Annotated in this window: 9 protein-coding genes; 5 read left to right on the top strand and 4 right to left on the bottom strand. The window is 56.9% G+C overall.

Annotated elements, in window-relative coordinates:
- Nucleotides 1–30 precede the first annotated feature (30 nt).
- The 5 genes from J1784_RS08450 (at nucleotide 31) to J1784_RS08470 (ending at nucleotide 7,318) form a co-directional block, all read left to right on the top strand.
- Complete coding sequence (locus tag J1784_RS08450) at nucleotides 31–1,167, top strand: ROK family transcriptional regulator (RefSeq protein ID WP_217148823.1); 1,137 nt, start codon at nucleotides 31–33, stop codon at nucleotides 1,165–1,167.
- A 198-nt stretch (nucleotides 1,168–1,365) separates the two neighbouring features.
- On the top strand, nucleotides 1,366–3,324 hold the full coding sequence (locus J1784_RS08455) for an SPFH domain-containing protein (protein WP_217148824.1): 1,959 nt from the start codon (nucleotides 1,366–1,368) through the stop codon (nucleotides 3,322–3,324).
- Complete coding sequence (gene hflC / locus J1784_RS08460; protein ID WP_217148825.1) at nucleotides 3,321–4,361, top strand: protease modulator HflC; 1,041 nt, start codon at nucleotides 3,321–3,323, stop codon at nucleotides 4,359–4,361. Before J1784_RS08455 ends, hflC begins: the two co-directional genes overlap by 4 nt.
- Nucleotides 4,358–5,401, top strand: coding sequence for a protease modulator HflK (gene hflK, locus J1784_RS08465; RefSeq protein WP_217148826.1), 1,044 nt, complete (start codon nucleotides 4,358–4,360; stop codon nucleotides 5,399–5,401). Before hflC ends, hflK begins: the two co-directional genes overlap by 4 nt.
- A gap of 12 nt (nucleotides 5,402–5,413) precedes the next feature.
- On the top strand, nucleotides 5,414–7,318 hold the full coding sequence (locus tag J1784_RS08470; protein ID WP_217148827.1) for a heavy metal translocating P-type ATPase: 1,905 nt from the start codon (nucleotides 5,414–5,416) through the stop codon (nucleotides 7,316–7,318).
- Nucleotides 7,319–7,385: 67 nt separating this feature from the next.
- Here J1784_RS08470 and fbpC read toward each other — a convergent pair whose 3' ends face one another.
- The 4 genes from fbpC to uhpC all read right to left on the bottom strand — a co-directional run bounded on the left by fbpC (nucleotide 7,386) and on the right by uhpC (nucleotide 13,078).
- On the bottom strand, nucleotides 7,386–8,462 hold the full coding sequence (gene fbpC / locus J1784_RS08475; RefSeq protein ID WP_217148900.1) for a ferric ABC transporter ATP-binding protein: 1,077 nt from the start codon (nucleotides 8,460–8,462) through the stop codon (nucleotides 7,386–7,388).
- A gap of 23 nt (nucleotides 8,463–8,485) precedes the next feature.
- Nucleotides 8,486–10,564, bottom strand: a complete 2,079-nt coding sequence (locus J1784_RS08480; RefSeq protein WP_217148828.1) for an ABC transporter permease — start codon at nucleotides 10,562–10,564, stop codon at nucleotides 8,486–8,488.
- 113 nt (nucleotides 10,565–10,677) lie between these two features.
- Nucleotides 10,678–11,718 carry an ABC transporter substrate-binding protein gene (locus tag J1784_RS08485; RefSeq protein ID WP_217148829.1) on the bottom strand — a complete coding sequence of 347 codons (1,041 nt, stop codon included), beginning with the start codon at nucleotides 11,716–11,718 and terminating at the stop codon, nucleotides 10,678–10,680.
- A 43-nt stretch (nucleotides 11,719–11,761) separates the two neighbouring features.
- Nucleotides 11,762–13,078, bottom strand: a complete 1,317-nt coding sequence (gene uhpC / locus J1784_RS08490; protein WP_217148830.1) for an MFS transporter family glucose-6-phosphate receptor UhpC — start codon at nucleotides 13,076–13,078, stop codon at nucleotides 11,762–11,764.
- Nucleotides 13,079–13,091: the final 13 nt, after the last annotated feature.

The following is a 13,091-nucleotide window of genomic DNA, read 5'->3' on the forward strand; positions in this document are numbered from 1 at the left end:
CTACGGTGTAACGCGATGGAAAGTCATGACATGAAAGACTCAGGCAAAGGACCCGCGCTGTTGCGCCAGTACAATGAAAAACGTGTACTGGCCTGGCTTCGCCAGCAAAAAATCAGTTCCCGTCTGGATATTTCGCGCGCGCTGGCACTGAGCAAAAACACCATTTCTCTGATTGTCGATGACCTGATTGCGCTGGGCTATGTGGAAGAACAGGGCGTGGCGCAAACCAGCAGCATCGGGCGGCCAAAAATTCACGTCGCGCTGAAACCGTTGGCAATAAAAGCGGCGGGCATCATGATTGAACGCAACCGCCTGCACTGGATGGTCTGCGATTATTTCTCGCAGATCATTGATGAAAAAACCATTTCCCTCGACACCTCCGAACCGCGCGCCGTACTGGCTGAAATCATGCGCCATTGCCAGCAACTGCATCAGACGTGGCCGGATCTGGTCGGCATCGGCATCGGGTTTCCCGGTATCGTTGATCACCAGCAGGGTATTTTGCACGTTTCCTCGCATCTGGGCTGGGGCGAAGTGAACCTCCAACCGTTGCTGAACTGCGCGGATGCGGTTCCGGTCAGCGTATGGAACAACGTGAAAGCGGCTTCCCTGATTGCCCGTCAGGGTGATGTGGCAAAAGATGATGACGCCTGTTTTTATCTGCGTATTGGTGAGGGGATCGGCGGTGCGCTGTTAACCGAACACGGCGTGTATTCAGGCGGCAGCTGGACGGCGGGCGAAGTCGGCCATTTAGCCGTGCTGCCCGACGGGCCGCTATGTTCATGCGGTCAGCGGGGCTGTCTGGAATCGCTGATCGCTTTTTCCGCCATCAACCGGCAACTCGAACAACGTCAGCCGGGTCTGAGCTGGGATAACCGTCAGCTGTCGGCAGAGATTGTAGACGACGTTATGGCGCAGGCCGGAAGATTGTTAGGTAAAGCGCTGAGTCAGATTATCCATTTAGTGAATCCGAAAACGTTGCTGATTGATTGCCCTTATAACAGCCATCCTTTATTCGTGGAAAACACGCTGACGGCGGCGCAGCAATTTACCCTGACGTTTGCCTTCAGCCGCACGTACATCAGCTTTGTGACGGAGCGGTTCAATCCCGCACAGGGACTGGCGCTGGCGATGTTCCAGGATTTCGAACAAGTCTCCCTGACGTAACATTCTTTAATAAACGGCTGGCAAAAACCCATTCTGCCGGTCGTCGCGTCTTGCTGATAAACGCTTACAATTCGTGGCAAAAAAACGGCTAAATTCATATCGCTGAAAATTCTGTAATGTTATACGGTTACGCTCGGTTGACTTCATCGCTGACTTACGTCCGCGTGCGGGTTATTTTTCTCCTCTGCCGGAGCGGACATGAGTATAAACAAGGCATCCGGGACTGAAGACGCCAGTAAACCTCTGCGTTTTCAGGCTGCCGCCTCCCACACACGCTGGCTGACCGGGCTCATCAACGGCATCATGGTGATCAGCAGCGTGCTGTATCTGATATTGCTGATGCTGTATATGGTCTCTCCGGATTCAGTCTGGCCGTGGCTGACCGGCAATATTATGGCCACCCTGTGGGTGTGCGCCGCCTCGCTGCAATGCGCCCGGCGCATCACCCGCTGGCGTGACCAACAGTTTGCGCCCCGCGATGAACCCGCCTCACCGGATAAACCTCCTGCTTTTCTGCATCGGCTGACCGCTTCGCCCAGGGTGCGCCCGCTGTTGCGTTATGTGGATGCACACGTCTTCTTTCAGGCACTTCCGGCGCTCGCCGCATTACTGCTCATTGTGCTGTTGTGGCAACTGCCGCTGCCCGCGAATGAAGCAGGCACTGCGGGGTATTTTGCCGGTTCATTCTTCATTCTCTGCGCTTTTGCAGTGCTGGTGCTGGAACGCCACTGGACGTTAAAAAATCCGCAGGAATGGCCGGAAGCGGCAAAACTGGCCCCGCTGTTACGCATGCTGATTGGCGTGTTATTGCTGAGTACGGCAGGGATGATGTTTGCCCGTGGCACGGCAGTCTGGCCTGCGCATGTGCTGGTGCTCACCGGAATATTACCGGCGCTGGTGGCGCTGGAGCTTTTCCTGCGCGCGCTGATGGCGCTGTTTTCGCCGCCGCGTGAGGGTAAAGAGCCGGAATTTATCGCGGGCAGTTTGCTTGCAGCACAAATTTGCTGGCCGCCGCGTCCGTTGCAGTTTGTGCAGAATGAATTGCATCAGCATTTCGGCATTGATCTGCGCCAGATCTGGGCATTCCATTTTATACGGCGTGCGCTGTTGCCGCTGGCGGCAATCTTACTGCTGACCGGCTGGCTGCTGACCGGCGTCAGTGAAGTTCCGCTTACGCAGCGGGGGATTTACGAATCCTTCGGCAAACCGGTCGCGGTCAGGCAGCCCGGTTTACATCTTGGTCTGCCGTGGCCTTTCGGACATACGCAAATGGTCGATAACGGCGAAGTGCATGAACTCACCACCGGTTCTGAAGAGCCGGTGACTGCTTCGCCGGTCATGGTCGCAGATACCGCTGAGGGCCCCGCGCCGGAAAGCGCCAACCGGTTATGGGATTCCAGCCACAGCAGCGACAAATCGCAAATTATCGCCAGTGCAGGGAACGACCGGCAAAGTTTTCAAATCATGGATATGGATGTGCGCTTTGTTTACCGCATCGGCATGAATGATGACGCGGCAACGGCGAGCCTTTATCACACCGAAAATATGCCGGTGCTGATCCGCAGTATCGCCAATCAGGTTTTGGTACATGATTTTTCCTCCCGCACGCTCGACAGTCTTCTGGGCAGCGAACAGATCCGTCTTGCCGCAGATATCGGCCAGAAAGTGCAAAGTCAGCTGGATAATCTTCACAGCGGCGTGGAACTGCTGGCGACGGTGATTGAATCAATCCACCCGCCAGCGGGCGCGGCGGACGCTTATCATGGCGTACAGGCTGCGCAGATCCTGGCGCAAAGCGCGATTGCCGGTGAGAAAGGACAGGCCGCACAGCAGCTGAATGCCGCGCAGCAATTTTCCCGTCTGGCGCTGGACGCCGCCAGCGCACAAAGCCATGAAAATCTCGATCAGGCGCAGGTCATGGCATTGCGGTTTAACGCCGAGAATAAGGCCTATCAGACGGGCGGACAGTCATTCCTGACCGGGCGTTATTTCAGTCAGCTGATGCTGGCCATGCAACAACATCCGAAAGTTTTGATTGTCGACAGCCGTATTGGTGGTGGAGCACCGCCGGTTCTGGATCTGAGAAATTACACCCTGCCATTTACGCCCGGAGCGGATAAAACGGCGCATTCTGTTAAAGCGGAGACTACCCGGTGAGTGATTCCCAACATACTCAGGCCCACGATCACGACGACCATACACATGGCGGGCATCATCACGGTGGCGGACATCACCATCACCATCATCATTCCGGCCCGGCGACACCGAAATTCTGGCGGCGGGCTGCCATTGCTATCGTAATAGTGGCGCTGATTGCCGCGTCTGCCTGTCTGGTACAGGTGCGTTCCGGCGAAGCGATGGTGATCACGCGCTTTGGTGATCCGGTGCGCGTGTTATTGAATCCGGGGCTGGCGTGGCATTTACCGGTTCCGCTGGAAACTGCGATCCCGGTTGATTTGCGTATCCGCACCACGTCGAGCGGTTTACAAGATGTCGGCACGCGCGACGGCCTGCGGATTATCGTGCAGGCTTATACCGTCTGGCAGGTGAAAAACGATCCTCAGCATGTGCAGCGTTTTATCCGAGCGGTACAAAATCAGCCGGATATGGCGGCCGCGCAGATACGGACGTTTATCGGTTCTGCGCTGGAAACCACCACCAGCGGTTTTGCGCTGGCTGATCTGGTCAATACCGATGCCGGCAAAATCCGGCTTTCCGGTTTTGAGCAGCATTTACATGATCAGATTGCTCGTCAGTTGCTCGATAGCTATGGCATCGAATTAGTACAGGTCGGCGTCGAACGCCTGACGCTGCCTTCAGTAACGCTGGATGCAACCGTGGATCGCATGCGTGCCGAACGCGAAACTATCGCCACCGAGCGGTCTGCCGAAGGTAAGCGTCAGGCGGCTGAAATCCGGTCTTCTGCCGAACGGGATGCCCGCGTAATGAAAGCCGATGCGTCCGTTAACGCCGCCAATATCGAAGCGCAGGCGCAGGTGCAGAGTGCGGCGATTTACGCTAAAGCCCGCGCCGGTAATCCTGAATTGTATGATTTGCTGCGCTCGCTCGATACGCTCAACAGCGTGATCACACCGGGAACGCAGCTGGTTTTACGCACCGATGCAGCGCCGTTTAAGCAACTGGCAGAAGGTCCGCCCGCGTTACCCGCTAACAATAACGGGCCGCGCCCATGAATCCATTAGCCCGTTTTCAGGGTAATGCCTGGTTTCAGGCGGGGCGTATGGCGTATCTGGCGCTGTTTGCTATGACGTTGATTGCTGCTGCCAGCTGGCTTTTCTCCAATGTCCGCCAGATTGAGCCGGACAAACGTGCGGTAGTGATGCGCTTTGGTGCTGTTTCGCGCACGGCCGGAGCCGGTTTGCTGCTGGCGTGGCCGGAACCCATTGAGCAGGTGCAAATATTGCCCGCCGCCGATCGGGTGATCGAACATCATGTTACGGCCTTGCTGAGAAAAGCCATTGTGCCTGCGTGGACCAATACCGGCGGCGAGAAAAGTGACGCTGTTGCCGGTGCCGGGTATTTACTGACCGGCGATTCCGGCGTGGTTCAGCTGGATGTGCAGGTGTATTACGTGATAACCGATCCGGTGGCCTTTGTGTTGCAGGGAGAACACGTGCTGCCCGCGCTGAACAGATTAACCGAGCACGCAGCGGTGGCGATTTGTGCCTCGCGGGATCTGGATACCATTCTGGTCGCACGGCCGGAAATGGTCGGCAACGGTAATCATATCGCCGAACGTCGTGAGCGGCTGCGCGGCGATTTGCGTCAGGGGATTAATCAGCAACTCGCCGCCCTGAATGCGGCGGGAAGCAACCCCGGAATCGAAGTCCGCCGCGTTGACGTGCAGTCTTCTTTACCGCCCGCCGCTGTCGATGCGTTCAACGCTGTGCTGACTGCCAGTCAGCAGGCGGAGCAGGATATCGCCAGTGCCGGTAATGAGGCCGCCCGCGTGCATCAGGAAGCGGTTCAGTCGGCAGATCGTTCCCTGCAAGTTTCGCAGGCTAAAGCCAGCGAACAGATTGCACGGGCTTCTGCCGATACCGCAACCATTGTTCAGCTGGCTGATGATCATTCTCCCGAATTGCTGTGGCGTTTATGGCGGGAGCGGATGCCTGCGATCCTCGCCCATGCTGGCAGCGTGACGGCGGTGGATCCCCATGACGACGCACATCTGATCCTGCCCGGACCAGACCGTCCATCCTCTCAACCCTGAGGTATTTGTCCTGTGACTTCTTTTACTTCTGAAGAGCCGTCCGCGAAAAGTGTACTGCTGACGCGAAATGAGCAGCGGAGTATGGCGGTGCAGCTGATTCTGGCGATGGCCGCTTTCGGATTACTGCTCTGCGGCTGGATCTGGCAGTGGCTGTTTCCTCAGCAAAGCGACGTCGGACAGATTCTGTTTGGCGTGGCTTCCCTGCTGGTGGCGGTACCGGTATTGCGTTCGGCGATATATAGCTTACGCAGCCCGAGTCTGCACGGTGTTACCGATCAGCTGATTGCGCTGGCGATGCTCGGGGCGTGGGCGACCGGCGATCTGATGACCGCCGCATTGCTACCGGGCATTATGATATTTGGTCATATTCTGGAAGAGCGCAGTGTGATCGGCTCGCAGGAAGCCATTGATGCGCTCAGCCGTCTGACCCGCAGCCGTGCGCGACGGATATTGCCGGACGGTGAAATTGAAGAAATCGATAACCATCAGCTGCAAACCGGTGACCGGGTAGAAGTTCGCGCAGGGGACCGGATGCCCGCCGATGGTCGCGTGATCTCCGGCAGCGCCAGTCTGGATACCGCGCCGATCACCGGCGAATCCGTGCCTCAGGAAGCACGCGCGGGTGACGACGTGTTCGGCGGGGCCATTAATCTGGACGGACTGCTGACTGTTGAGATCACGCGAACCGGCGCGGATGCCACACTGGGTAAAGTGATTGCGCTGATGCAAAAAGCTGAACATGCCAAACCGCCAATCACCCGTTTGCTCGAGCGTTATGCCGGACAATATCTGGTGCTGATTTTACTGATTGCCGCGGCGACCTGGTTTATCACGCGCGATGCCCACGCCATGCTGGCAGTGCTGGTGGCGGCATGTCCTTGTGCGCTGGTGCTTTCCGCACCGGCCACCGCGATTGCGGGTATCGCGGTGGCGGCGCGTCATGGGATCCTGATCCGCAGCTCTGCATTTCTTGAGGAACTGGCCGATCTCAACGCCATTGTGGTGGATAAAACCGGCACGCTGACGCACGGCGAATTGCATCTGCAACGCCCGGTGCTGGAGGAAAACGAGTCCTCTGAAGCGGTGCTTATTCTGGCGGCCAGTCTTGGCGCAGCGAGCAGTCATCCGGTCAGCCGCGCGCTGGCGCAGTTACTGCCTCGTGAGCAATATTTACCGCTGGAAGAGGTTTCAGAACAACAGGGCATGGGCGTGCGGGCGCGAACTGCGCAGGGCGAGGCGCTGCTGGGCCGCCCGGCATTTTTCAGCCAGAACAATATCGCGGTGAGTGATGTGCCTGAACATGACGGGCCGCTGGTCGGTCTGGCGCTGAACGGGCATTTTCTTGGCTGGCTGCTGCTGGCGGATTCATTACGGCCTGAAGCGCGGACCGCGTTAGCCGAACTGCGCCAGCTGGGGCTGCAACGTCAATTACTGCTGACCGGCGATCGCGCCAGCGTGGCACACCGTATTGCCGGAGAACTGGGCATCAGGGATGTGGTCGCTCAGGCTTTACCGGAAGACAAACTGCATCAGGTTTCCGCTGAGATTGCACAGGGTTTTCGCCCGATGGTGGTTGGCGACGGCATCAATGATTCTCTGGCGCTGAAAGCCGGAGTGGTGGGGATTGCGATGGGCGCAGGCGGCAGTGATATCGCGCTGGCCTCTGCCGATGTGGTGCTGATCGGCAGTGATTTACGCCGTCTCGGTACCTGTGTGCGCCTGAGCCGTGCCTGCCGCCGGACGCTGAAAATTAATGTCTTCATCGGACTGGGCTGGACGCTGGTGGTGATGGCCGCTGCCGCAATGGGATTGCTTGGCGTGGCGGGCGTACTGATTGCCGCACTGCTGCATAATCTCAGCACGTTGCTGGTCTTGGGCAATGCCGGGCGATTACTGCGTTTCGATGAGCCGCTCTGACCCGCAAACTGGCCGAAAGAGAAAGGTGTCGCGTCAAAACGGCACCTTTTTTACGTTTATCGCTGTATCACACCAGCACAAACATGCCGTAAGGATGGATTTGCAGGAAGAAATTATCGCCCGCGGTCGGTTGCAACTGCGTGGCGTTGACCTGCAACAGCAACGACTGTCCGTGCCATTCCACCGTCACTTCATACTGCGGTCCCATATAGGCCACGTGGGTTATCACGCAGCGCTGGCTGTCGTCGCCCTGCAAGCCCAGCGTGATCGCTTCGGGACGCACGCCCACTGTACATTGCTGCATACCCGGTGCGAACGCGGTGGGTTTCGGGATGTGATAGCCGAAAATCTCCACGGTATCGCGGTGCAAATCTGCCGGAAACACGTTGGCGTCGCCCATAAAACTCGCCATAAAGCGTGAAGCGGGCTGGCGGTAAAGTTCCTGCGGTGCGCCAATCTGCATGATCTTCCCCTTATTCATCACCAGTACCGTGTCGGATACCGCAAAAGCCTCGCTCTGATCGTGCGTCACGTACAGCGAGGTGATGTTGAACTGCTGTTGCAGTTCGCGGATTTTTTCCCGCATGCTGCGGCGCAGGTTGGCATCGAGGTTACTCAGCGGTTCGTCGAACAGCAGTACTTTGGGTTTGAGGATCAGCGCCCGTGCCAGTGCGACACGTTGCTGCTGGCCGCCGGAAATCTGGTCGACGAAGCGGTCTTCAAATCCGTCGAGATCAACCAGAGACAGCGCCTCGCGCACGCGGTCGCGGATCTCTGCTTTCGGCCGTCCGAGCATTTTCAACCCGTACCCGATGTTTTCCCCCAGCGACATGTGCGGGAACAGTGCGTAGGATTGAAACACCATACAGATGTCACGCTGCTGAATGGAACGATCAGTGACGTCTTCGCCGTCGATAAAAATCCGGCCTTCAGATGGCTTTTCCAGCCCGGCGACCATGCGCAGTACCGTGGTTTTACCGCAGCCGGACGGACCGAGCAGGGTGACCATTTTCCCTTTCGGGATCGCCAGATTCAGGCCTTCCAGTACCGTATTGCTGCCAAATCGTTTGGCGACATTTTTGATCTCAACAAAGTTCCTGGTGGTTTCTGCCGGTGCAGTGTGAACCGGGTTTTCAGTGGTCATTGTCATGTGAAATCGCTCCAAAATTATTGGCCGGTTTTGGCTTTTGAGCGGGAAATTCGCGCTTCGCCAACCAGATAGTCAAAGATGAAAATGATCGCCAGCATCACGACGATAAGGATTGAGCCGTAGGCAATCGCCACGCCGTATTCGCCGTCTTCCACACGATTGAGAATGTACGCCGTGGCGACGCGGGTATCCGGCGTAACCAGGAAAACGATAGCGCTGACGGTAGTAATGGCACGTACGAAGCTGTAAATCAGCGCCGACAGAATGGCCGGTCGCAGCAGCGGCAGCAGGATATACATCACCGTGCGCATCGAACCTGCGCGCAGGCTGAGCGAGGCTTCATCCAGCGATTTATCCAGCTGTCCCAGCCCGGCAATCCCGGCGCGGATACCTACCGGCACGTTACGCATCACCATGGAGATAATCACGATGGCTGCCGTACCCGTCAGATAAACCGGTGCGCTGTTAAAGGCCAGAATGTAGGAAATTCCCGCCACCGTGCCCGGTACCGCAAAACACAGCATGGTACTGAACTCAATGGTTTTTTTGCCACGGAACTGCTGGCGTACCACGATGTAAGCGATGAGCAAACCAAACAGCGCAGTGATTGGCGCAGCAATTCCGGCATAGAGCAGGGTGTCGAGCAGCGAAGGCCATGCACCGTCGGAGAGGCCCTGTCCAAATAGTTTGGTGAAGTTATCGAAGGTCAGCGTGTAATCCACCCCCCAGTTGACGGTAAAACTGCCGTAGAAAATGCTGCCGTAAAGCAGGGCATTGAACGCTATCCACACCGCCAGCAGGGCAGTGACGCCCCAGACTAAGGTCACCGGCAGCGGCTGAACGTCGCCACGTGAGGTTTTGCCGGAAATCGTGACGTACGAGCGTTTGCCAATCCACATGTACTGCACGCAGAACACCAGCAATGAGAACACCAGCAGGATCACGCCGAGCGTACTGGCGGCCTGATAATCGAGCTGTGCGCCGGTGATGTAGAAATAGATTTGCGTGGCGAGTACGTCGAAATTTCCGCCGAGCACCAGCGGGTTACTGAAATCCGCCAGTGACTGGACGATGACAATCAGAAAAGCATTCGCCAGCGCCGGTTTAAGCAGCGGCAAAAACACACGGTGAAAGGTCTGCCAGCGGCTGGCGCGCAGCGTATATGACGCTTCTTCCAGCGACGGATGAATGGTTTTAATGGCGCCGTCGAGGATCATAAATGCCATCGGCGTGAACGCCAGAACCTGTGCCAGCCAGATACCGGTGAAACCGTAAAGCCAGTTGGTGTTGGTCAGCCCGAACCCGTCGACCATCAGTTCAGTGACATAGCCTGAGCGGCCCATCATCAGCGTAACACCCAGCCCGACGATAAATGGCGGGGTGACAATCGGCAAAATCGAGAATATACGCCCGATAATCGCCGAGCGTTTGGCGATGCGGGTGGTGTAAATCGCCAGCACCAGCCCGAAGAAGGTACAACCGATCCCGACGGCGACGGATAGCAGGAACGAGTTCCAGATCACCTGCAAAATATGCGACTGACCGAGTACTGCCATAAAGGCCAGCGGCGCGAACTCTCCTGCGTCACTGGTAAACATCGGAATGAAAATCGCAATGCTCGGATAAATGATAAACACGGCGATCAGCGCGATGATGCAAATCAGCGATCCGAGCACGAAACGGTCGCCGCCCAGCCACTCGAGGCGTGCCAGCGCCAGCGAGCAAATCGCACCCAGGGCGATAAACATCAGAATGCTGCCATAGCCCAGACCGCGGCCAATAAGAGTCGCACTGACTATCATGAACAGCGCACAAAACACCGACCAGGCGGCGTCGAACTGATGACGACGTCGGGCTTCGAGACGCTGCGCGTGGCGGGGACGAAACAGTAACGCCATCGGCAGAACCAGCCAAAGCAGACTGAGATTCAGCCCCGACCAGCCGTACGCCGCGAGAATTTCATCCTGCGTCGATTCCAGCAGACCGTAATCCAGACTCCACGACGGCAGCAGCACAAAGCCGACCAGGATAAGCCCCAGCCAGCCGAAAACCGGATCACGGCGTCGTGTGTCGGGCAGGGTTAATGAATGAGACATACTGTCTCCTTATTAAGAGAAAAAAGGTGTTGGCGAAAATAATGCTGAGTGCGTTAACTCCCCCTTAGCTGGGGGAGGCGCAAAGCGCGTTCACTCAATAAGTACGCGGGCTTTTATTGAGACTCTTTGCCCATCTTCACTTCATTGACCCATTTGGTGATGAGCTCTTTACGCATATCGGATGCGCCATATTTGTCCATGTCGTAATTGATGAGCTTCAGGTCGCTCATTTTCAGCGAGTTCGGGGAGGTTTCTGCGGTGGTATTGGTCAGAATTTGATACGACTGGCCTTTTTTCCATGCCAGTTCCTGCGCTTCTTTCGATAATGCCCAGTCAACAAACAGTTTAGCGTTATCCAGATTGCGTGCGCCTTTCAGGATGCTGACGCCGCCGATTTCATAACCCGAACCTTCGCAAGGAGAGATAAGCTTCAGCGGTGCGCCGCTTTCTTTTTCCTGAGCATAATCATGCAGGAAGCCGATACCGATGGCAGTTTCACCGCGTGCGGCGTTACGCGCCGGGGCGATACCGGATTTGGTGTACTGGGAAATATTGCTGTTGAGCTTTTTCAGGTAATCGAAAGCCTGATCTTCGCCCCACAACTGTGCGAAGGTCGCCAGCGCGGTGTACGCGGTGCCGGAACTTTGCGGATCAGCAATCTGTATTTCGCCTTTGTAAATCGGATTGGTCAGGTCTTTCCAGCATTTCGGTTCTGGCAGGTTTTTCTCTTTCAGACGGTTGGTATTCACGCCGACGCCCAGAATACCGATGTATACGGCGGACGAGTAGTTACCTTTGCGCTTGGCCGGATCCTGGAAGTTCGGCATGATTTGCGCGAGGTTCGGGGATTTGTAAGCCTGCAACAAGTCCATTTCACCGGCCTGAGACTGTGGATCTAAGGTGCCGCCGTACCATATATCTGCCTGAGGGTTCTTTTTCTCGGCTTCAACTTTCGCCAGCGTGCTGCCGGAACCGTTGCGGATGAAGGACGTTTTGACGTCGTATTTTTCCCCGAAGGCTTTGGTTTCTTCTTCGCACATGGCGTTGGTGGCGCTGCAATACACCACCAGACGGCCTTTAGCCTGAGCAGCACCGGTGAAAGCCGTCATGGCGACGGCTGCGGCGAGGAGGGAATAAGTCAGAGTCGTTTTCATGGTGTTTACCTTTTCTTGTTATGTTGCAGGACAGAGAACCTTGTCAGTTGTCCGGCGGAGCGGACTGTAATTCGCGTTTGCTGATCCCGGCCATCATCATGGGCATCAGCAGCAGGCCGACGAACGCCGAAGCCATCGTCAGCACTGCAAAAAATCCCGACCAGCCGTAGTGTTGCATCACCACCGCCAGCGGCCATCCGGCCAGCGCCGCGCCGAGGTAGGCAAACAGACCGAGAAATCCGGTCACCGTGCCCGCCGCGTCTTTGTGTGAGTATTCAGTTGCCGCCAGACCAATCAGCATTTGCGGCCCGAATACGAAAAATCCGATGCTGAAGAAACTCAGCGCCAGCAGCCCGAAATGATGTACCGGTGCCAGCCACAGGGCGGTGACGGTCAGAAACAGCCCCAGAGAAAACAGTAAAATCATTGGTGCACGCTGCCCGCGAAACAGCAGGTCAGAGCCCCATCCTGCAAACAATGCGCCGAGCAGACCGCCGAGTTCGAAAAGTGACAGTGTCGCGTTTGCACTGAGTAAATTGACACCGTGATTCTCCGCCAGCCAGATATTGCCCCAGTCGTTGAGCGCAATGCGGATGAGGTACACCAGCACATATGAGACGCCAAGCAGCCAGATTGTCCGGTTCTGTAAAATCGTCCGGCGCAGGATCTGCGTCATGCTCATCGGCGGACTTTGCTGTTCCTGCCGCAGTTCCAGCGGATCACGCCGCCAGACGCCCACTGACGGCAATCCTTCCTGCTGCGGCGTACCGCACAGCTGACGGCAAAGCCACAATCCGAGGATGACCCCGACCGCGCCCGGCACCAGCAGCGCCGCCTGCCAGCCCCAGGTTGCGGCGAGTAATCCCGAGAGCAGCGGAACCGCCGCGCCACCGATGTTGATCGACGTATTCCAGCAGCCCCACCAGAAACCGCGTTCGTTGCGCGAATACCAGTGCGTCAGCAATCTGGCGCACGGCGGCCATCCCCAGCCCTGAAAGAATCCGTTGAGCGTCCACACAATCAGGAGCGCGGTCAGCGAATGGCAGAAGGCGAACAAAATATTCAGCACGCCGGTCATCAGTAATCCGACGCCCATAAACCAGCGGGCCCCGGTGCGGTCGCTGTAAATGCCCGAGATAAATTTCGAGCCGCCATAGGCCAGGTAAAACAGCGTGCCGAGCAGACCGATATCGCCTTTGGTCAGTCCCAGTTCCAGCTGCATCACCGGCATCGCGAAGTTAACGCTGCGGCGGGTGAGGTAGAACGCGGCGTAGCCAATGACCATCGACAGCAATAAATGCACGCGCCAGTAGCGGTAATTTTTATCCACTTCTGTGGCGGATAACGGCGTTGCTGTCATGGTGTTCTCCGGG

The organism is Rahnella ecdela (assembly GCF_019049625.1).
In the GTDB taxonomy this organism is placed as follows: domain Bacteria; phylum Pseudomonadota; class Gammaproteobacteria; order Enterobacterales; family Enterobacteriaceae; genus Rahnella; species Rahnella ecdela.

Excerpts from the sequence above, each read along its gene's own strand:
- J1784_RS08450 (WP_217148823.1), top strand. The coding sequence starts at position 31 with ATGAAAGACTCAGGCAAAGGACCCGCGCTGTTGCGCCAGTACAATGAA.
- J1784_RS08455 (WP_217148824.1), top strand. The coding sequence starts at position 1,366 with ATGAGTATAAACAAGGCATCCGGGACTGAAGACGCCAGTAAACCTCTG.
- hflK (WP_217148826.1), top strand. The coding sequence starts at position 4,358 with ATGAATCCATTAGCCCGTTTTCAGGGTAATGCCTGGTTTCAGGCGGGG.
- fbpC (WP_217148900.1), bottom strand. The coding sequence starts at position 8,462 with ATGACCACTGAAAACCCGGTTCACACTGCACCGGCAGAAACCACCAGG.
- J1784_RS08480 (WP_217148828.1), bottom strand. The coding sequence starts at position 10,564 with ATGTCTCATTCATTAACCCTGCCCGACACACGACGCCGTGATCCGGTT.
- J1784_RS08485 (WP_217148829.1), bottom strand. The coding sequence starts at position 11,718 with ATGAAAACGACTCTGACTTATTCCCTCCTCGCCGCAGCCGTCGCCATG.
- uhpC (WP_217148830.1), bottom strand. The coding sequence starts at position 13,078 with ATGACAGCAACGCCGTTATCCGCCACAGAAGTGGATAAAAATTACCGC.